The sequence below is a fragment of the Pseudomonas sp. TWR1-1-4 genome (genome assembly GCF_049897165.1).
GTDB lineage: Bacteria > Pseudomonadota > Gammaproteobacteria > Pseudomonadales > Pseudomonadaceae > Aquipseudomonas > Aquipseudomonas canadensis.
In genome coordinates this window covers 411,904-431,448 of sequence record NZ_JAFCVS010000006.1, presented here as the reverse complement: position 1 = coordinate 431,448, position 19,545 = coordinate 411,904, and the positions used below count along the sequence as shown (strand labels likewise).

The window sequence follows — 19,545 nt, the reverse complement described above, 5'->3', positions numbered from 1 at the left end:
GATTGAAAAGGTTCTGTAAACCCCTGAATTCTGACTATTTTTGCAGAACCCAAGGTTTTTTCATCCGCGCCCCTTTTTCCGATCAGCAAGGGTAGGATTCTTCCTGGGTCGCTGAAGGGTCTAACCCGGTGCAATCTCATCCCATCCAAAGGACGCCCCACGTGAAACGGTCGCTTCGTCATTACCTTCTACCGCGACGCGCAGCAGACTCAGGTGATCCAGACCGAGCAGGGTTCATGGTCAGCGGCCAATGGCAAGAATGAGTTGCGCACGGACGGCGTACGTTCGCCGGATGTGTACACCTATTAAGCTGCTCGACGCCGACACCGTTCACTACGTGAGTGTGTCGTCGGACCCTACCATCGATTGCCAGGATGACTACGCGTTCACCGAGCGCCGCGTGCGCCAATAAGGCGGGCCCGCTCCAATACTGGGCGCCCGGGTGCCCGGTTGTCATGGGTATCAACGCCCCTTCCCACAGTTCTTCTCGAACTTCTTGTAGCCCACTGCCTATTTCTGTCGGCATTTGCAGCAAAAGCCAACAGCCAACAGGCTGACTGCGATCAATTTAGTTTAGTTAATGGGCGGTATCCTCCGGGCTTAGCAGATTGAGTGCCTTAGGGGAGTCGTGCGGCGCGGGTTTTGCTTCGCTGTCCAGCGAGGCGCCGCCTGTACGCACCGATACACGGGCCGTGGCTTCGCGGGTGATTCGAATCAACCGCTCGGCTGGTTTTCCCTTGAATACAGGTGAGGTTTCCGTATTCTGTTGCGCGATATAAACCGTCAGATTAATCGCGGTTTGATGTAGGTAATTTTTCGAGACCATGTTGGGCAATCGAATATTTATTGATGGGTATGTCAGTTTTGCGCCGTTGTTGTCCACGCAGACAGCAATTTTCGCGAAATAACAGCGCAAGTTCATGTTCTTACAGCGAATGAATTTTTTATCACGCAAAAGTCATAAAAATGGCGCTATGCCGTTCGTCGGATTAATTTGAACTAAAAGCATCAAAATACTGACACCATCAATGTGATATCACAGAATGCGCCCGACACCACATAACTAGAAAAATACAAGGTCAGCTTATTGCTGACCTTTTTATCGCCTTTAGAGCGCAAACAGGTGGGGAGGGGCAGTGAGTGAGTCGAGCAGATGACATTTCAAAACTATTCAACAAGCTGGGTGCCAACCCGAGTGGCTACCGCGAGATCGACTTCGTCCATGAGTTTATTGAGGACGATGTAGAGGTTCTCGAGACCCCAGTAGTCACTCAAGCCCTGCCTGTGATCGAAGCGCCTTCAGCGCCTTTGTTGCGTCTGCTGGAGGAGCTTAGCCAAGGCGAAGCCGACCACCTGCGGCCGCCCGAAGTGATGGAGGGGCGTGACGGTGAAGTGTATTCGGAGCAATCCAACCCCAACGTCGTGGTGGTTGTCTCGGTGAAAGGCGGCGTCGGTCGCAGTACCCTGACCGCCGCGATTGCCAGCGGCCTGCAGCGCCAGGGTCGCCCGGCGCTCGCCCTGGACCTGGACCCGCAGAATGCTTTGCGTCATCACCTGTGCCTTGGCCTCGACATGCCTGGCGTCGGCGCGATCAGCTTGCTCAATGAAAGCTGGGAAGCCCTGCCTGAACGCGGTTTTGCCGGTTGCAGGCTGGTGGCATTTGGCAGCACCGGCCATGAGCAGCAGCAGAGTCTGAACCGTTGGTTGGGTGAGGATAGCGAGTGGCTGGGCAAACGATTGGCCAGCCTTAAATTGAATGGCCAGGACACTGTGATCATCGACGTCCCGGCCGGCAATACCGTGTACCTCGGCCAGGCCATGTCGGTGGCCGATGCGGTGCTGGTAGTCGTGCAGCCGGATGTGGCCTCGTTCAGCACCCTCGACCAGATGGACAGTGTGCTTGCGCCGTACTTCACTCGCGAAAAACCGCCACAGCGCTTCTACGTGATCAACCAATTGGACGCGGCCCACCGCTTCAGCCTGGACATGGCCGAGGTGTTCAAGACCCGTCTGGGTGCTGCCCTGCTGGGGACGGTTCATCGCGACCCAGCGTTCAGTGAAGCCCAAGCCTACGGTCGCGATCCCCTCGACCCCACCGTCAACAGTATCGGCAGCCAGGACGTCCACGCCCTGTGCCGCACCTTGCTCGAACGCATCGACTCGGACCTTCCATGACCGACAATACGTCCTCCACGCCCTTCGTCGAAGGGCGCGCTGAACAGCGCCTAAATGGCGCGATTGCGCGCTTCAATCGGTGGCCTGCGGCGCTGCGTACGGTGCTGGTTGTTGCCAGTTGCGTGCTCGGGGCCTTGCTGTTGCTGGGTATTATCAGCGCACCGCTCGACCTCTACAGCCAATGCCTGTTTGCCGGCGTGTGCTTCTTGGCGGTGCTGGTGCTGCGCAAAATTCCCGGACGCCTGGCGATCCTCGCGCTGGTGGTGCTGTCGCTGGTGGCGTCGTTGCGCTACATGTTCTGGCGGCTCACCTCCACCCTCGGGTTCGAGACCTGGATCGACATGTTCTTCGGCTACGGCCTGGTCGCCGCCGAGTTCTACGCCCTGATCGTCCTGATCTTCGGCTACGTACAAACCGCCTGGCCGCTGCGCCGTACGCCGGTGTGGCTCAAGACCGAGCCCGAAGAGTGGCCGACGGTCGACGTGTTCATCCCGACCTATAACGAAGCGCTGAGCATCGTAAAACTGACCATCTTCGCTGCCCAGGCAATGGACTGGCCCAAGGACAAGCTGCGCGTCCACGTGCTGGACGACGGCCGCCGCGACGACTTCCGTGACTTCTGCCGCAAGGTCGGCGTGAACTACATTCGCCGCGACAATAACTTCCACGCCAAGGCCGGTAACCTCAACGAAGCGTTGAAGGTCACCGACGGTGAATACATCGCCCTGTTCGACGCCGACCACGTGCCGACGCGCTCCTTCCTGCAAGTGAGCCTGGGCTGGTTCCTGAAGGATCCGAAGCTGGCGATGCTGCAAACGCCGCACTTCTTCTTCTCGCCGGATCCATTCGAAAAGAACCTCGATACCTTCCGCGCCGTGCCCAACGAGGGCGAGTTGTTCTACGGCCTGGTGCAGGACGGCAACGACCTGTGGAACGCCACCTTCTTCTGCGGCTCCTGTGCGGTCATCCGCCGTAAGCCGCTGCTGGAAATCGGCGGCGTAGCCGTCGAGACCGTGACCGAAGACGCCCACACCGCGCTCAAACTCAACCGCCTGGGCTACAACACCGCCTACCTGGCTATCCCGCAAGCCGCGGGCCTGGCCACCGAAAGCCTGTCGCGCCACATCAACCAGCGAATTCGCTGGGCGCGGGGCATGGCGCAGATCTTCCGCACCGACAACCCGCTGCTGGGCAAGGGCCTCAAGTGGGGCCAGCGCATCTGCTACGCCAACGCCATGCTGCACTTCTTCTATGGTTTGCCGCGCCTGGTGTTCCTGACCGCACCGTTGGCCTACCTCGTGTTCGGCGCGGAGATTTTCCACGCGTCGGCGCTGATGATCGTTGCCTACGTATTGCCTCACTTGGTGCATTCAAGCCTGACCAACTCGCGGATCCAGGGGCGTTTCCGTCACTCGTTCTGGAACGAGGTGTACGAGACGGTACTGGCCTGGTACATCCTGCCGCCGGTGCTGGTGGCGCTGGTCAACCCCAAGGCCGGTGGCTTCAACGTCACCGACAAGGGCGGCATCATCGACAAGCAGTTCTTCGACTGGAAGCTCGCGCGCCCGTACCTGGTGTTGTTGGCGGTGAATCTGATCGGCCTGGGCTTCGGTATCCACCAATTGATCTGGGGCGATGAGTCCACCGCTGTGACGGTAGCGATCAACCTGACCTGGACCCTCTACAACCTGATCATCACCAGCGCCGCCGTGGCCGTGGCTTCGGAAGCGCGCCAAGTGCGTTCCGAACCGCGTGTCAGCGCCAAGCTGCCGGTGAGCATCATTTGTGCTGACGGCCGTGTGCTTGAAGGCACGACTCAGGATTTCTCGCAAAACGGCTTCGGCTTGATGCTCTCCGATGGTCACTCGATCACCCAGGGTGAGCGCGTGCGATTGGTGCTGTCGCGCAACGGCCAGGACAGTTTGTTCGATGCCCGCGTGGTATTCAGCAAGGGCGCGCAGATCGGCGCCCAGTTCGAGCCCCTCAGCCTGCGCCAGCAAAGCGAGTTGGTTCGCCTGACCTTTTCCCGCGCCGATACCTGGGCCGCGAGTTGGGGCGCCGGCCAGCCGGATACACCGCTGGCGGCCCTGCGTGAAGTGGGCTCCATCGGCATCGGCGGCTTGTTCACCCTGGGCCGCGCCACCCTACATGAACTGCGTCTGGCCTTGAGCCGCACCCCCACAAAACCGCTTGATACGCTGATGGACAAGCCATGACCTCGAAGATATTCGCTCGCCCTCATCCGCGCCGTGCACTCGCGCTGATGATCGCCTCGCTGATGGGCCTCAACACCCTGGCGCAAGCTGCCGAGCAAGCGGCCACCACCGTGCCGGTACAAAGCACCGATAACGGCTACAGCCTGACCCTCAAGCAGTTGGGTCGTCGCGACACCATGAACCTGCAAGGCGTGGAGTCGTCCGACAGCGTCAACTTCGATATCCGTGCCGATGAAGTGGTGAAGGGCGCGCAACTGCTGCTCAAGTACAGCTACTCGCCGGCGCTGCTGGCCGACCTCTCGCAGATCAACGTGTTGGTCAACGGCGAAGTCGCCGCCAGCCTGGCGCTGCCCAAAGACGGCGCGGGCATCCAGCAGGAGCAACTGGTGCAGCTTCCGCCGAAGTTGATCACCGAGTTCAACCGCTTGAGCCTGCAGTTCATCGGCCACTACACCATGTCTTGCGAAGACCCGCTGCACAGCAGCCTGTGGGCCAAGATCAGCAACAGCAGCGAGCTCAAAGTGCAGGTCGAGCCCATCGTGCTCAAGGATGACCTGGCCGTGCTGCCGCTGCCGTTCTTCGACAAGCGTGACGCGCGCCAGGTCAGCCTGCCGTTTGTGTTCGCCACTGCGCCCGACAGCGCCGCGCTGGAAGCGGCCGGTGCCCTGTCTTCATGGATCGGCGGCCTCGCCAGCTACCGGGGCGCGACGTTCCCGACCACCCTCGGTGAGCTGCCGGCCAAAGGCAACGCCATCGTACTGGTGCAAACCGCCGACGCACTGGACGTGCACGGTGTTGCGGTCGCCAAGCCGACCGGTCCGACCCTGACCCTCATCGCCAACCCCAATGACGTCAACGGCAAACTGCTGATCGTCACCGGGCGTGACGGCGAAGAACTCAAGCGCGCCGCCAACGCGGTCGTGCTGGGCAACCCGGTATTGGCCGGCAACAGCGTGGTCATCACCAAGCTCGACAGCCTGGCACCGCGCCGTCCGTACGACGCGCCCAACTGGTTGCCAAGCAACCGCCCGGTGCGCCTGGGCGAGTTGATCGAACAGCAGAAACTCAGCGTGTCGGGCTACAACCCTGGCGCGATCAGCGTCGATATGCGCCTGCCGCCGGACCTGTTCAACTGGCGTGAAGAGGGCGTGCCGCTCAAGCTCAAATACCGCTACACGCCACAGCAAGTGTCGACCAATTCGTCGCTGCTGATCGGCCTGAATGATCAGTTCATGAAATCCGTGGCATTGCCGTCGGTGACCAACCTGGGCGGCGGCCAGACCCTGCTCGACCAGTTGAAGAAAGACGAAAGCCTGCCGCGCGAAGTGACGACGCTGTTGCCGATCAGCTCGGCATCGCCCAAGTCCAAGCTGCAACTGCGCTTCATGTACGACTACATCAAAGAAGGCGAATGCCGCGACATCATCGTCGACAACATGCGTGGCTCCATCGACCCGGATTCCACCCTCGACGTCACCGGCTACCAGCATTACATCGCCATGCCGAACCTGGGCGTATTCAACGACTCCGGCTTCCCGTTCACCCGCCTGGCTGACCTGTCGGAATCCGCCGTGGTCATGCCCGATAACTTCGGCACCGACGAGATGACCGCCTACCTGACCGTGATGGGCCGCTTCGGCGAAGCCACCGGCTACCCGGCCACCGCCGTCAAAGTGGTGCAGGCCAAGGACGTGCAAAGCGTTGCCGACAAAGACCTGCTGGTGCTCGCCACCGCCGCCAACCAACCGCTGCTCAAGCAGTGGCAGCAATACCTGCCGGCCACCAGCGATGGTGAACAGCACCAGTTCCTGCTGTCTGACCTGCCACGTTATGTCCGTAGCTGGGTCAGCCCGGACCCGGCGGCCAACCAGCACCCAGCCAACGCCGGCATTACCTTCAAAGGCCTGAGCAACAGCACCTGGCTGGCCGGTTTCCAATCGCCACTCAAGAGCGGCCGCAGCGTGGTGCTGATTGCCAGCAACCAGCCGCAGGGCCTGTTGGAAGCCACCTCGGCGCTAATTGGCGGTGACGATTACAAAGACTCGATCCAGGGCAGCCTGGCCGTGGTGCAGGGCACGACTATCAGCTCGCTGGTGGGTGACGAGCAGTACTACGTCGGCAAGCTCAACTACTTCAAATTCATGCAATGGCAGCTGTCGCAGCACCTGGGTTGGATGTTGTTGATCACCTTCCTGGGTCTGGCGGTGGTTACTTCCCTGATCTACCTGTCACTGCGTGCACGTGCAAAACGGCGGTTGGCATGAGCCCGCTCAAGCGCATGGCCCTGGCAGCGCTGGGCGCGGTGATGTTGGCCGGTAGCGCGCAGGCGCAAACCTGTGACTGGCCGCTGTGGCAGAACTACGCCAAGCGCTTTGTGCAGGACGATGGGCGAGTGTTGAACTCGTCGATGAAACCCACCGAGAGCAGTTCGGAAGGGCAGTCCTACGCGATGTTCTTTGCGTTGGTCGGCAACGACCGTGCGAGCTTCGACAAGCTGTGGACCTGGACCAAGGCCAACATGTCGGGCTCCGACATCGGCCAGAACCTGCCGGGTTGGTTGTGGGGCAAAAAAGCTGATAACACCTGGGGTGTGATCGACCCGAACTCCGCCAGCGACGCTGACTTGTGGATGGCCTACGCCTTGCTCGAAGCGGCCCGCGTGTGGAATGCACCGCAGTACCGCGCCGACGCGCAATTGTTGTTGGCCAACGTTGAACGCAACCTGATTGTGCGTGTGCCCGGCCTGGGCAAGATGCTGTTGCCGGGGCCGGTGGGCTACGTGCATCCGGGCGGCTTGTGGCGTTTCAACCCGAGCTACCAGGTGCTTGCACAACTGCGTCGCTTCCAGAAAGAACGCCCGAACGCCGGCTGGAACGAAGTGGCTGAAAGCAACGCGCGTATGCTCGCCGATACCGCCAGCAACCCTCATGGCCTCGCGGCCAACTGGGTCGGCTATCGCGCGACCAGCGCCAACGCCGGGCTGTTTGTGGTCGACCCGTTCTCCGATGACCTGGGCAGCTACGACGCGATCCGCACCTACATGTGGGCCGGCATGACCGCCAAAGGCGATCCATTGGCGGCGGCGATGCTCAAGTCGCTGGGCGGTATTTCCCGCGCAACGGCCGCGTCGGTCACGGGCTTCCCGCCGGAAAAAATCCACGTGCTGACCGGCGAAGCCGAGAAAAACAACGGCTACACGCCGATGGGTTTCTCCGCGTCCACCATTGCCTTCTTCCAGGCCCGCGGCGAAACCGCCCTGGCGCAGCTGCAAAAGGCCAAGGTCGACGAGGCACTCGCCAAGGCCCTGGCGCCTTCAGCACCCGAGAGTGCACAGCCGATCTACTACGACTACATGCTCAGCCTGTTCGGCCAGGGCTTTGCCGATCAGAAGTACCGTTTTGAACAAGACGGTACGGTCAAATTATCCTGGGAGGCCGCATGCGCCGTCACACGCTAGCCATTGCGATTCTCGCCGCCCTGGTCTCGACGGCCAGCGTGGCTGAAACCAGCGACCCGCAGTCCCTGCTGATTGAGCAGGGCTACTACTGGCAGTCGAAAAAGAACCCTGAGCGCGCGCTGGAAACCTGGCAGAAACTCTTGAGCCTGTCTCCTGAGCAACCGGATGCGCTGTACGGTATCGGCTTGATCCAGGTGCAACAGAACCGTCCGGCTGAAGCGCAAAAGTACCTGGCCCGCTTGCAAGCGCTGAGCCCGGTGCCGCGTCAGGCGTTGCAGCTGGAGCAGGACATTACCGTGGCTGTGCCGGACAACGCCAAGTTGCTGGAGCAGGCGCGCGAACTGGGCGAGCCGGATGCCGAGCGTGAGCAGGCCGTGGCCTTGTATCGCCAGATTTTCCAGGGGCGTCAGCCGCAAGGCCTGATCGCCCGTGAGTACTACAACACGCTTGGATTCACCGCCAAGGGCACCAATGAGGCCATCGCTGGCCTGCAGCGATTGACCCGTGAGCGTCCCAACGATCCGATCGTTGCGTTGTTCCTGGCCAAGCACCTGGCGCGCAACCCGGCCACGCGGCCTGACGGCATTCGTGCCCTGGCTAAACTGGCACCGAATAACGACGTGGGTGGCAATGCCGATGAAACCTGGCGCTTCGCGCTGATCTGGCTCGGCCCGCCGAAGCCGGACCAGGTGTCGCTGTTCCAGCAGTTCCTCACCGTGCATCCGGATGACGCCGAGATCCGCGCGCTGATGAACAAAGGCATTGCCCAAGGCAAAGGCGGCGGCACCTGGCAGCGTGACCCGCAGATGACCAAGGCTTTCAAGGCGCTGGATGACGGCGACCTGAAAACTGCCGAACCGTTGCTGGCCGCGCGCCTTGCGCAAAAATCCAATGACGTCGATGCCCTCGGTGGTATGGGCGTACTGCGCCAACAGCAAGAGCGTTACAGCGAAGCCGAAAACTACCTCGTCCAGGCCACCCGCTTGCCCGGTGGTGCCGCGTGGCAGTCGGCCCTGAATGACGTACGCTACTGGAACCTGATCAGCCAAAGCCGTGACGCCCAACGCGCCGGCCGCAGCGCCCAGGCCCGTGACCTGGTGGCCCAGGCCGAGCGCCTGAACCCAGGCCAGCCTGGCGCGGCGGTCGCGTTGGCGGGTTTCCAGTCTCAGGACAACCAGTTCGAAGAAGCCGAAGCCGGCTACCGCAAGGTGTTGGCCCGTCATCCCGGTGACCCGGATGCCTTGAGTGGCTTGATCAACGTGTTGTCCCAATCGGGTCAACCGGATGAGGCCTTGAAGCTGATCGACTCGGTCTCGCCGGCGCAGCGCGCCAAGTTCGCACCGAGTGTGAAAATCAACGCATTGCGCGCGACCCAGGTCGGCAAACTGGCGGAGCAACGCGGTGACGTGAAAGGCGCACAAGCTGCCTATCGCCAGGCTCTCGACGCTGACCCTGAAAACCCGTGGACTCGCTTTGCCCTGGCGCGCATGTACCTGCGCGACGGCCAGATCCGCAATGCCCGTGCGTTGATCGACGGCTTGCTCAAGACCCAGCCCAACCAACCGGACGCGCTGTACACCAGCACGCTGTTGTCGGCGCAACTGAGCGAGTGGAAACAGGCCGAGACGACCCTTGGGCGTATCCCCGCGGCGCAGCGCACGGCAGACATGAACGAGCTGGCGATCGATATCGCGCTGCACCAGCAGACCGACGTGGCCATCGAAACCGCTCGCCGTGGCCAGCGCCCGGAAGCCTTGGCATTGCTGGGGCGTTCCGAGCCGTTGACCCGTCAGAAGCCTGAGCGTGTGGCCGTACTGGCCGCCGCCTATGTAGAAGTCGGCGCCGCGCAGTACGGCCTGGACATGATGCAGAAGGTGGTGGAGAACAACCCCAACCCGACGGTCGACCAGAAACTGCTGTACGCCAACGTGTTGCTCAAGGCCAACAAGTACAGTGAGGCGGGCGAGATCCTGCGCGAAGTGCAAGGCCAGCCTTTGAGCGAAATCGGTCGCCAGCGCTATGACGATCTGATTTACCTGTACCGGGTCAAACAGGCGGATGCCCTGCGCGAGAAGAACGACCTGGTGGCCGCCTATGACATGCTGTCCCCGGCCTTGGCCCAGCGTCCCAATGACGCGCTTGGCGTCGGCGCATTGGCGCGGATGTACGCCGCCAGTGGCAACGGCAAGAAGGCGATGGAGTTGTACGCGCCGTTGATCCAGCAGAACCCGAACAACGCACGCCTGCAGTTGGGCCTGGCGGACATCGCCCTGAAAGGCAATGACCGCAGCTTGGCGCAGAGCGCCAGTGACAAGGCGCTGGCGCTGGAGCCGGGTAACCCGGAGACACTCACCTCGGCCGCGCGCATTTACCAAGGGCTGGGCAAGAACAGCGAAGCTGCCGAGTTGCTGCGCAAGGCCCTGGCGATTGAAAACGCCATGAAGGCCAAGACTCAAGTGGCCCAGGCTGGCGCTCCAGGAACTTCGTACAACCCGTTCGTAGGCTTGCCGGGCCAGCGCCGCCAGGTCACCGACCTGACCGTTGCCGGCGCCGTACCGCCACCGATCGATGCGCCAACCAAGAGCGTGACGTCCAACGCGTTTGCGAGTGCAACGTCCAACGACCTGAGCGATCCGTTTGTGCCGCCATCGAGCATTGCCTCCATCGACAGTCCCGAGCTGAGCCCGGCGCGGCGTGCGCTGGATACCATCCTGCGTGACCGTACCGGTTATGTGGTGCAAGGCTTGAGCGCTCGCAGCAACAACGGTGAGAAAGGCCTGAGCAAAATCACCGATGTGGAAGCGCCGTTTGAAGCGCGGATGCCGGTGGGTGATAACACGGTGGCGCTGCGCGTGACGCCGGTGCATTTGACGTCTGGTGCGGTTAAAGGCTTCGCAGCACAGCGCTTTGGCGGTGGGACCAACGATGAGCTGGGCAAGCAAAGCGACAGCGGCGTCGGTTTTGCCATCGCGGTAGAGAATCCTGATCAGGGGTTGAAGGCGGATCTCGGGGTCAGCCCGATAGGTTTCACCTACAAGACCTGGATCGGTGGTGTGAGTGTTGCGCGACCGTTTGAGGCGAATTCGAACTTCCGCTACGGCGCCAATATTTCTCGTCGCCCAGTAACTGACAGCGTGACCTCGTTCGCCGGCTCAGAAGATAAGCGCACTGGCGAAAAATGGGGCGGTGTGACCGCTAACGGCGGCCGTGGCGAGTTGAGCTACGACAACCAAAAGCTGGGTGTTTATGGCTATGCGTCGTTGCATGAAATGCTGGGTAACAACGTAGAGGACAATACCCGTCTGGAACTGGGCAGCGGTATCTACTGGTACCTGCGTAATACCCAACGGGACACTCTGACCTTGGGCATCAGTGGTTCGGTGATGGGCTTCAAGGAAAACCAGGGTTATTACACCTACGGTCATGGCGGTTACTTCAGTCCGCAACGTTTCTTCTCTCTAGGCGTGCCGATCCGTTGGGCCCAGAGCTTTGACCGTTTCAGCTACCAAGTAAAAACTTCGGTAGGTGTGCAGCATATCGAGCAAGATGGCGTCGATTACTTCCCGGGGCACAACGATCTTCAAGACAGCCAGACCGTGGGTAATCGCACCTATGCCAGCGACAGCAAAACCGGCCTCGGCTACAGCTTCAACGCCGCCGCCGAATACCGCTTGAGCTCGCGGTTCTACCTGGGTGGCGAAATCGGTGTCGACAACGCCCAGGACTACCGCCAGTACGCCGGTAATGCTTATTTGCGCTACTTGTTCGAAGACCTGAGCGGGCCTATGCCGCTGCCGGTCAGCCCGTACCGTTCACCTTATTCCAACTGATTAATCGGAGTCATTCATGCCTGTTTCTGCGATTGCCGGCCTAACCATGCTGGTATTGGGCGAAAGTCATATGAGCTTTCCCGATTCGTTGCTCAACCCGTTGCAAGACAACCTCACCAAGCAAGGCGCGGTGGTTCACTCCATCGGTGCGTGCGGTGCCGGTGCGGCGGATTGGGTTGTCCCGAAAAAAGTCGAGTGCGGTGGCGAACGCACGCCCACCGGCAAGGCCGTGATCTATGGCAAGAACGCCATGAGCACCACGCCGATCCAGGAACTGATCGCCAAGGACAAGCCCGACGTGGTCGTGCTGATCATCGGCGACACCATGGGCTCTTACACCAACCCGGTGTTCCCGAAAGCCTGGGCCTGGAAAAGCGTGACCTCGCTGACCAAAGCCATCACCGACACCGGCACCAAATGCGTGTGGGTCGGCCCGCCATGGGGCAAAGTCGGTTCCCAGTACAAGAAGGATGACACCCGCACCAAGCTGATGTCGTCGTTCCTGGCCAGCAACGTGGCGCCGTGCACCTACATCGATTCGCTGACGTTCTCCAAACCGGGCGAGTGGATCACCACCGACGGCCAGCACTTCACCATCGACGGTTATCAGAAGTGGGCCAAGGCGATCGGTACTGCCTTGGGTGACCTGCCGCCATCGGCCTACGGTAAAGGAAGCAAATAATGAAACGGATGACCCTGGGCCTGGCGACTTTGCTCGCCAGCGTCAGCGCCTACAGCGCCGACATCCCTTTGTACCCGACGGGCCCGGAGCAAGACGCAGCGTTCCTGCGTTTTGCCAACGGCACGCCTGGCGAGTTGAAGCTGGTGGCCGAAGGTTCCAAGGCCAGCCTGGTGTTGAATGGCGACAAAGCCGTTTCGGCCTTCTTGCCAGTGGTCGGCGGTGACAAGCCGATCAAAGGCGTGTTGAGCAGCGCCGGTAAAAACACCGATTTCTCCGTGAAAGTGGCGCCTGGCGAATTCGCCACGGTGGTTGCACTGGTCGATGCCAAGGGCGCCACGCGCCAATTGGTGGTGCGCGAAGTGCCGGACGACTTCAACGCACTCAAAGCCTCCCTGGCCTTTATCAACGCCGACGCCACCTGCGCCGACGCCAGCCTGGAAGCCGTGGCGCAAAAGGCCGAGCTGTTCAAAAAGGTCGCGGAAGGTGCGGTGCAGCGTCGCATGATCAACCCGGTGGAACTCTCGGTGCAGCTCAAATGCGCCGGCGCGCCGGTTGGCCAGCCGCTGACGTTTACCCTCAAGGCGGGCGAGCGCTACAGCGTTTTGGCCGTTCCTTCAGACGAAGGCTCGAAGTTGCTGTTCGCCTCTGACGCACTCGCTAACTGATCGGGTCCGACACCACCATGGTCTTTGCCTCACTCGAATTCCTCACGCTGTTCCTGCCGGCCTTCCTGTTGATCTATGCCCTGGCTCGTCCGAGCTGGCGCAATGTCATCCTGTTGATCGGCAGCTGGTTGTTCTACGGCTGGTTGAGCCCGTTGTTCCTGTTCCTGCACATGGTGTTGACCGTGGTGGCGTGGGTCGGCGGCTTGCTGGTGGACCGCTCCCGTGAGGATGGCAAGGGCCGGGTGCGCCTGTTGATCGCGTTGATCGTGTTCAACACGGCGGTGCTGTGTTGGTACAAATACGCCAACATCGTCGCCGGCACGGTGAGTGAGGTGATCACCTGGTACGGCTATATGCCGCTTGATTGGCAGCGTGTGGCTTTACCGGCCGGTCTGTCGTTCATCGTGTTGCAGGCGATTTCCTACCTGGTGGATGTGCACCGGCATACGGTGCCGGTGGAGCGCAGCTTCATCAACTACGCCACCTATATCTCGATGTTCGGGCACTCGATTGCCGGTCCGATCATCCGTTATGACTGGGTTCGTCGTGAGCTGAACCAGCGCTATTTCAACTGGGCGAATTTCTCCCTCGGCGCGCGACGCTTCATGATCGGCATGGGCATGAAAGTGTTGGTGGCTGACACCTTGTCGCCGCTGGTGGACATTGCCTTTCACCTGGAGAACCCAAGCCTGGTAGACGCCTGGATCGGTTGCCTGGCGTACTCGCTGCAACTGTTCTTCGACTTCGCCGGTTACAGCGCCATGGCCATCGGCCTGGGCCTGATGCTGGGCTTCCACTTCCCGGAAAACTTCAACCGGCCGTACCTGGCCAGCAGCATCCAGGACTTCTGGCGGCGTTGGCACCTGTCGTTGTCCAGCTGGTTGCGCGACTACCTGTACATCGCCTTGGGCGGTAACCGCGACGGCGTATGGCGCACTTATCGCAACCTGTTTCTCACCATGGCGATTGCCGGGTTGTGGCACGGTGGCGATAGCTGGAACTACCTGTTGTGGGGTTCGGCCCATGGCGTGGCGTTGTGCGTTGACCGTGCGTGGTCGCGTTCGAGCCTGCCGAGCATTCCGCCGGTGTTGTCGCACCTCCTCACATTGCTGTTTGTGTGCCTGGCCTGGACCTTGTTCCGTGCGCCGGACTTCCACTCGGCCCTGACCATGTACGCGGGCCAGTTCGGGATGCACGGCATGGGCCTGGGTGACGCGATGGCCGTGGCCATGCGCCCGGCCCATGGCATGGCGGCATTGTTGGGCCTGGTGTGCATCATTGCGCCGATCTGGCAGGTGCGTTGCGAACAGCGTTTCGGCACCCAGCCCTGGTTTGTGGTGGCGGCTTCGCTGTGGCCGGTGGCCGGGTTTGTGTTGTCGTTTGCGCTGATTGCCAGCCGCGACGCCGTACCGTTTCTGTACTTTCAGTTCTAAGGACGCCCGACCATGCCTGCTCCTACCGCGCCGACTCCACCGAGCGACCTGGCCGTTCGCACCAGCCCCCTGGCGGCCTGGGTGCTGGTGCCCTTTTTGGCGGCGGGACTGATCTCCTGCGCCTGGCTGATGGTGAAGGGGCCGATCAGTTATATGCCGGCCAAGGTCAACAGCGACATGCTGCTGCACGGCGACCTGACCCACCGTTTTGCCAAGGAGCTGGCCAAGGCACCGTTGGCGATCCAGGCCGCGAACCTGGAGCGTGGTGGCAGCTGGCTGGCGTTTGGCGATACCGGGCCGCGCGTGCGTCCGGGGTGTCCTGGCTGGCTGTTTATCAGCGATGAGTTGCGCATCAACCGTCACGCCGAAGCCAATGCTCAGACCAAGGCCCAGGCGGTGATCGACCTGCAAAAACAACTGAGTCAAAAAGGTATCGATCTGCAAGTGGTAGTGGTGCCGGACAAGAGCCGCATTGCCGCCGCCCAACGCTGCGGCCTGTACCGCCCGGCGGTGCTCGATAGCCGGATCCAGGACTGGACCCAGTTGTTGCAGGCTTCCGGCGTTTCAGCGCTGGACCTGACCGATACGCTCAAGCCGCTGGGCGCCGAGGCTTACCTGCGCACGGATACTCACTGGAGCGAAATCGGCTCCAACGCCGGTGCCCAGGCTCTGGCGCAACGTATCCAGCAACGCGGCATCAAGGCCACGCCGGAACAAACCTTCGGCATTACCCAGGCACCGCTCGCCGTGCGCCCCGGTGATTTGGTACGCCTGGCAGGTCTCGATTGGTTGCCGCCCAAGTTGCAGCCAGCCGGCGAATCAGTTGCCGCCAGCACCGCCCATGAAACCGGTGGCGCGACCAGCAATGCCGATGACCTGTTTGGCGACGCGGGCCTGCCCAATGTGGCACTGATCGGCACCTCGTTTTCGCGTAATTCCAACTTTGTTGGCTTCCTGCAGAAAGCCCTGAATGCGCCGGTCGGCAATTTCAGCAAAGACGGTGGCGAATTCTCCGGCGCGGCCAAGGCCTATTTTGAAAGCCCGGCGTTCAAGCAAACGCCGCCTAAGTTGTTGATTTGGGAGATTCCGGAGCGGGATCTGCAAACGCCCTACGATGTGATCAGTATTGGTCAGTAATTTGACTATTTGCCGCTTGTCTAAAAAATAGGCAACTATCTCATCAAAATAATGACACTTTTACGCTCCTGAAGCAGACTGCTTGCACTAGGGCGACCACAAAAAGACCTGCGGTAAGCAGTCGTATCAGCTGACCTTTTCACGTCTTTGAGCTTCGCCGTGATGAGGGGTTTGTTATGGGCATTACTGATGGTCTTTTAGCCTTGCTCGGCAAGGACATCTGCCAGGATGAGCGCGGCATGGAGTCGCGTTTGCATTTCTTCGGCAGTATTCCCCGCGCGGATGATGTTGCCGTCAACCAGGACGCAGACACCGTGCCCCTCAAGCCAAAAGTGGTGGCGCTGGTGTCGATCAATGGCGGCGTCGGCCGTAGCACCCTGGCCACCGCCTTGAGCAGTGGTCTGCAACGTCAGGGTGAGTCCGTCGTGGCTTTGGACCTGGACCCGCAGAACGCCTTGCATCTCCACTTCGGCGTGAGTCCGGCGTTGCCGGGCATCGGGCGCACCAGCCTGGAACATGGGCCATGGAGCCCGCTTCAACAGCTCAGCTTCGCTGGCTGCCAGGTGATCCCCTTTGGCGAAATCGATACCCCACAGCAGGAAAACCTGGAGCGCTGGCTCAAGCACGAGCCGTGCTGGCTGGCTCAACACCTCGCGTCCCTGGACTTGAGTGCGCGGCATACGGTGATCATCGATACCCCCGCCGGTAACAACGTCTACTTCCATCAAGCGGTGAGCGTTGCCGATGTGGTGCTGGTCATCGTGCAGGCAGATGCTGCATGCCTGGGCACCCTTGACCATCTGGATGTACTGCTTGCCCCGCATCTTGAGGGGCAACACCCGCCTCGCGTGCAAGTGGTTATCAACCAAGTGGATGAAAGGAATGCCTTCAGCCTGGACATGGTCGAGGCCTTCACGCAAAGGCTGGGGAAAGCGGCGCTGCAAGTGCACCGCGACATAGCGATCAACGAAGCACTGGCGTTTGGTGTCGACCCATTGGATAGCGTGGAGAAGGGGCTGGCAGCTGACGATATCAACGATCTTTGCCGGTTGTTGAAGGCGCCAAAAACAAGCGCCTGAAGCGTTGGTTATACGCTGAACGCCAGATGCTTATGCACAATCGGTTGGATGCGGCTGTCACTAAACAGCCATTTTGTGGAGCTGTTCTCATCACGCCGCAACTGCCTGTTTTGCGTGCGTTTTATTTTGTGAACAAAAAATGACCAGCTCGGTTTGTGACCTGCAGCGCAGATGGCTACAGGCTCCGTAAAGATTTCATCAACAGAGTTATCCACAGGCTGTGCTGCAACAAATTTGCCCTTTATTCGCGCTCGGCAAGCACCATCAAGTTGCGCGGTGTCAGTACGGGTTCGCAGAAAGTGCCTATCTGGACCTTGTAGCCGTTTTCTTCGAGAAATAATGCCCGATCCAGCACCAGCCACACTTCCAGCGGGCGCCGGAATAGACCGCGTACCAATTCCAGATTTCTGACCTCGGCCAGACGGCGCCAGCCGTACGCCTCCAGGCCCGTCCAGTCCTGTTCGCCTGTGGATAACCCTTTGAAGCTGGCCAGTTCCTGGCAATAGTCGGCAAAGGGTTTGTCCAACCAGCTGGCGGGCAGGGAGGGTGTAGGCAGGTACTCGTCGACGCCACGAAGTTCACGTTGCAGTTGATCGAAACCCAGGCGCCGCGCCATGGACGTGTCCCGTTGCAGACGCACCCGTTTGCCTGCGGTGACGGTTTCGCTCAGCGGCAGGCCGAGGTCATCGATCGATAACTGCAGCCGTGATGCGCGGCCGGCGTTGGACAGTGGTTGGTAGGAATTGGCGTTGATGCGGTTGTAGCAGCAGGGCGCCAATGCAAGCTGTTTGCAGCCGGCCGTGCTCGCCAGTTGCATCAGCCGCACATGCAAGTCGCCACAGGCATGCAGGGCGACGGGCGTGTGTGCTGAGCTGATTGCCACGTCGGCCATCACGTCTTTCAGGCGATGGGTGACCGGCAGGCGGTGATGGTCGCTCAAGGCTTGGCCTGCGGCGATCAGCGCCGGGTCGTATTCCAGGCAGGTCAGCGCTTGACCGGCTTGTAACAGGCGGCGTCCGAGGTGACCCTTGCCCGCACACCAATCCAGCCAATGCTTGGGCGTTTGTGCAAACTGCAGCGCCGCGCCGAAGGCTTCGATCTGTTCCCACTTGCGGCCCGGCACATCGACGTTCAGGCGATGGTGAGCCGGGGGCAGGGGCTGCGTCGGTAACTTATCCACAGCACTGAGCTGTCTGGCTTGCACGGCAAGTTGTGGAAAAGGTGCCGGCGCCGGCAGGTCAAAGGGGTGGTTGTGACTGGCTTCCGCATCGTCCAACGAGCGTTGGCGCAGCCACTGGGTGAGTTCCGGGTGCTCGGTTTCCCAAGGTAAGTGCAGGTGAGTAAAGGGCCGTGGTTTCCACAGCCCTTGATGCTCTATCAGGAACGCATCCAGCGCCTGGAAGCGTGCCTCAACGTCCTTGGCAGGCATCGACGCGTAGCCAGCGTTCCAGCAGTTTGAAGCCGCGCACCAGAATGTAGGCCATCAGCAGGTAGAACAGCCCGGCGGCGAAGAATATTTCTACCGGCAAATAGGTGCGGGCGATGATGGTCCGCGCCATGCCGGTCAATTCCAGCAAGGTGACGGTACTGGCCAGGGCGCTGGCCTTGAGCATCAGGATCACTTCGTTGCTGTACGCCGGCAGGCCGATGCGCGAGGCGCGTGGCAGGATGATGTAGAAGAGTGTCTTCGGCTTGGACATGCCCAACGCACGTGCCGCTTCAATCTCACCCGGCGGAATGGCCTGGATCGCGCCGCGCAGGATCTCGGCAATATAGGCCGCAGTGTGCAGGGTCATGGTAGCGGTGGCGCACCAGAACGGATCGCGCAGGTACGGCCACAGGAAGCTCTCACGCACGGAGTCGAACTGCGCCAGGCCGTAGTAGACGAGGAACAACTGCACCAGCAAGGGCGTGCCACGGAAGAAGAAAATGTAGGCATAGGGCAGGGCGCTGACATACCAGCGGCGCGATGAGCGGGCGATACCCAGTGGGATTGCCAGCAGCAGACCGGCGATGACGGCAATGGCTACCAGTTCCAGGGTCAGGGTCGCGCCCTGGGCCAATCTTGGCAGCCACTTGATGATCACGGCCCAGTTCAGGCCCAGGTCGAAATGCGCCAGCCAGCTGTAGTCGCCGCTCATTGGGTGCTCCTTGCAAAGCCGCGGGCGGCGCGTTTTTCCAGGAAGTGCATGCCGGTCATGGCCAGCACGGTCAGGCCCAGGTACATGAAGGCGGCAACCATAAAGAAGGTGAAGGGTTGCTTGGTGACGGTCACGCCGATCTGCGCATGGCGCATGATTTCTTCCAGGCCTATCACCGATACCAGCGCGGTGTCTTTCATCAGGATCATGAACAGGTTGCCCAGGCCCGGCAGGGCGATGCGCCACATCTGCGGCATGATCAACCGGGTGAAGATCCTGAATTTCGACAGGCCCAATGCCACGCCGGCTTCGCGGTGGCCCTTGGGAATGGCGAGGATCGCGCCACGGAACACTTCCGTAGCGTACGCGCCAAAGCACAGGCCCAGGGCGATAACCCCGGCGGCAAAGGCGCTGAGGGAAAGGTCGGGGTTGCCGAAGAACTCACCGAGGGCACGCATCAGGTTGACCGTGCCGAAATAAATCAGCAGCACCCACAGCAATTCGGGAATGCCACGAACGATAGTCGAGTAAGCACCGCCCACCCATTGCAGCGGCTTGTACGGCGAAGTCTTGGCCAGGGCCCCGGCCAGGCCGAGCACCAGCCCCAGGCACAGGGCCGTGAGCGCCAGTTTGACGGTCATCAGCGCGCCAGCGGCAAGCGCCGGGCCGAATCCGTAGAGATCGAAATTCATGGTGTTTTCATATCGCGGCAGGCAGTGCAAAAAGCCGA

General features: G+C 61.0%; 14 protein-coding genes. 10 read left to right on the top strand and 4 right to left on the bottom strand.

Annotated features, from left to right (window positions below; translation table 11 throughout):
* Positions 1-577: 577 nt before the first annotated feature.
* A complete protein-coding gene (locus ACP7C6_RS21165) occupies positions 578-922 on the bottom strand; it encodes a hypothetical protein (protein ID WP_426109197.1) in 345 nt (114 codons plus the stop codon).
* A gap of 218 nt (positions 923-1,140) precedes the next feature.
* On the opposite strand from ACP7C6_RS21165, the gene bcsQ (ACP7C6_RS21160) reads away from it, so the two are divergent.
* The 10 genes from bcsQ (ACP7C6_RS21160) (at position 1,141) to bcsQ (ACP7C6_RS21115) (ending at position 16,674) form a co-directional block, all read left to right on the top strand.
* Positions 1,141-2,175, top strand: a complete 1,035-nt coding sequence (bcsQ, locus tag ACP7C6_RS21160; RefSeq protein ID WP_308908232.1) for a cellulose biosynthesis protein BcsQ — start codon at positions 1,141-1,143, stop codon at positions 2,173-2,175.
* Positions 2,172-4,391, top strand: coding sequence for a UDP-forming cellulose synthase catalytic subunit (gene bcsA / locus ACP7C6_RS21155; RefSeq protein ID WP_068933761.1), 2,220 nt, complete (start codon positions 2,172-2,174; stop codon positions 4,389-4,391). Before bcsQ (ACP7C6_RS21160) ends, bcsA begins: the two co-directional genes overlap by 4 nt.
* Positions 4,388-6,655: a cellulose biosynthesis cyclic di-GMP-binding regulatory protein BcsB gene (gene bcsB / locus ACP7C6_RS21150; RefSeq protein ID WP_028615343.1), complete on the top strand. Its 2,268-nt coding sequence runs from the start codon at positions 4,388-4,390 to the stop codon at positions 6,653-6,655. Before bcsA ends, bcsB begins: the two co-directional genes overlap by 4 nt.
* On the top strand, positions 6,652-7,848 hold the full coding sequence (gene bcsZ / locus ACP7C6_RS21145) for a cellulose synthase complex periplasmic endoglucanase BcsZ (RefSeq protein WP_426109196.1): 1,197 nt from the start codon (positions 6,652-6,654) through the stop codon (positions 7,846-7,848). The genes bcsB and bcsZ overlap by 4 nt, the downstream gene beginning before the upstream one ends.
* Positions 7,830-11,678, top strand: a complete 3,849-nt coding sequence (locus tag ACP7C6_RS21140; RefSeq protein WP_028615345.1) for a cellulose biosynthesis protein BcsC — start codon at positions 7,830-7,832, stop codon at positions 11,676-11,678. The genes bcsZ and ACP7C6_RS21140 overlap by 19 nt, the downstream gene beginning before the upstream one ends.
* A 16-nt stretch (positions 11,679-11,694) precedes the next feature.
* Positions 11,695-12,360, top strand: coding sequence for an SGNH/GDSL hydrolase family protein (locus ACP7C6_RS21135; protein ID WP_028615346.1), 666 nt, complete (start codon positions 11,695-11,697; stop codon positions 12,358-12,360).
* The gene (locus tag ACP7C6_RS21130; protein WP_426109195.1) at positions 12,360-13,025 is read left to right on the top strand and encodes a cell division protein FtsQ; all 666 of its coding nucleotides are present in this window, start codon (positions 12,360-12,362) and stop codon (positions 13,023-13,025) included. Before ACP7C6_RS21135 ends, ACP7C6_RS21130 begins: the two co-directional genes overlap by 1 nt.
* A 17-nt stretch (positions 13,026-13,042) precedes the next feature.
* Entirely contained in the window at positions 13,043-14,458 is a 1,416-nt protein-coding gene (locus tag ACP7C6_RS21125; protein WP_426109194.1) for an MBOAT family O-acyltransferase, read from the top strand.
* A gap of 12 nt (positions 14,459-14,470) precedes the next feature.
* A complete protein-coding gene (locus ACP7C6_RS21120; protein ID WP_308908237.1) occupies positions 14,471-15,595 on the top strand; it encodes an alginate O-acetyltransferase AlgX-related protein in 1,125 nt (374 codons plus the stop codon).
* A gap of 176 nt (positions 15,596-15,771) precedes the next feature.
* Positions 15,772-16,674, top strand: a complete 903-nt coding sequence (bcsQ, locus tag ACP7C6_RS21115) for a cellulose biosynthesis protein BcsQ (RefSeq protein ID WP_122685727.1) — start codon at positions 15,772-15,774, stop codon at positions 16,672-16,674.
* A 241-nt stretch (positions 16,675-16,915) separates the two neighbouring features.
* On the opposite strand, the gene ACP7C6_RS21110 is transcribed toward bcsQ (ACP7C6_RS21115), so the two are convergent.
* The 3 genes from ACP7C6_RS21110 to ACP7C6_RS21100 are packed head-to-tail and all read right to left on the bottom strand — an operon-like array spanning position 16,916 to position 19,507.
* Entirely contained in the window at positions 16,916-18,103 is a 1,188-nt protein-coding gene (locus tag ACP7C6_RS21110; RefSeq protein WP_426109193.1) for a methyltransferase, read from the bottom strand.
* Positions 18,084-18,773 (bottom strand): ABC transporter permease, encoded by a 690-nt coding sequence (locus ACP7C6_RS21105; protein ID WP_028615352.1) that lies wholly within the window; start codon positions 18,771-18,773, stop codon positions 18,084-18,086. The genes ACP7C6_RS21110 and ACP7C6_RS21105 overlap by 20 nt, the downstream gene beginning before the upstream one ends.
* A gap of 38 nt (positions 18,774-18,811) precedes the next feature.
* Positions 18,812-19,507 (bottom strand): ABC transporter permease, encoded by a 696-nt coding sequence (locus tag ACP7C6_RS21100; RefSeq protein ID WP_016979103.1) that lies wholly within the window; start codon positions 19,505-19,507, stop codon positions 18,812-18,814.
* Positions 19,508-19,545 lie beyond the last annotated feature (38 nt).

Excerpts from the sequence above, each read along its gene's own strand:
- ACP7C6_RS21125 (WP_426109194.1), top strand. The coding sequence starts at position 13,043 with ATGGTCTTTGCCTCACTCGAATTCCTCACGCTGTTCCTGCCGGCCTTC.
- ACP7C6_RS21140 (WP_028615345.1), top strand. The coding sequence starts at position 7,830 with ATGCGCCGTCACACGCTAGCCATTGCGATTCTCGCCGCCCTGGTCTCG.
- bcsQ (WP_122685727.1), top strand. The coding sequence starts at position 15,772 with ATGGGCATTACTGATGGTCTTTTAGCCTTGCTCGGCAAGGACATCTGC.
- ACP7C6_RS21135 (WP_028615346.1), top strand. The coding sequence starts at position 11,695 with ATGCCTGTTTCTGCGATTGCCGGCCTAACCATGCTGGTATTGGGCGAA.
- bcsB (WP_028615343.1), top strand. The coding sequence starts at position 4,388 with ATGACCTCGAAGATATTCGCTCGCCCTCATCCGCGCCGTGCACTCGCG.
- bcsA (WP_068933761.1), top strand. The coding sequence starts at position 2,172 with ATGACCGACAATACGTCCTCCACGCCCTTCGTCGAAGGGCGCGCTGAA.
- ACP7C6_RS21100 (WP_016979103.1), bottom strand. The coding sequence starts at position 19,507 with ATGAATTTCGATCTCTACGGATTCGGCCCGGCGCTTGCCGCTGGCGCG.
- ACP7C6_RS21130 (WP_426109195.1), top strand. The coding sequence starts at position 12,360 with ATGAAACGGATGACCCTGGGCCTGGCGACTTTGCTCGCCAGCGTCAGC.
- bcsZ (WP_426109196.1), top strand. The coding sequence starts at position 6,652 with ATGAGCCCGCTCAAGCGCATGGCCCTGGCAGCGCTGGGCGCGGTGATG.
- ACP7C6_RS21165 (WP_426109197.1), bottom strand. The coding sequence starts at position 922 with ATGAACTTGCGCTGTTATTTCGCGAAAATTGCTGTCTGCGTGGACAAC.
- ACP7C6_RS21110 (WP_426109193.1), bottom strand. The coding sequence starts at position 18,103 with ATGCCTGCCAAGGACGTTGAGGCACGCTTCCAGGCGCTGGATGCGTTC.
- ACP7C6_RS21120 (WP_308908237.1), top strand. The coding sequence starts at position 14,471 with ATGCCTGCTCCTACCGCGCCGACTCCACCGAGCGACCTGGCCGTTCGC.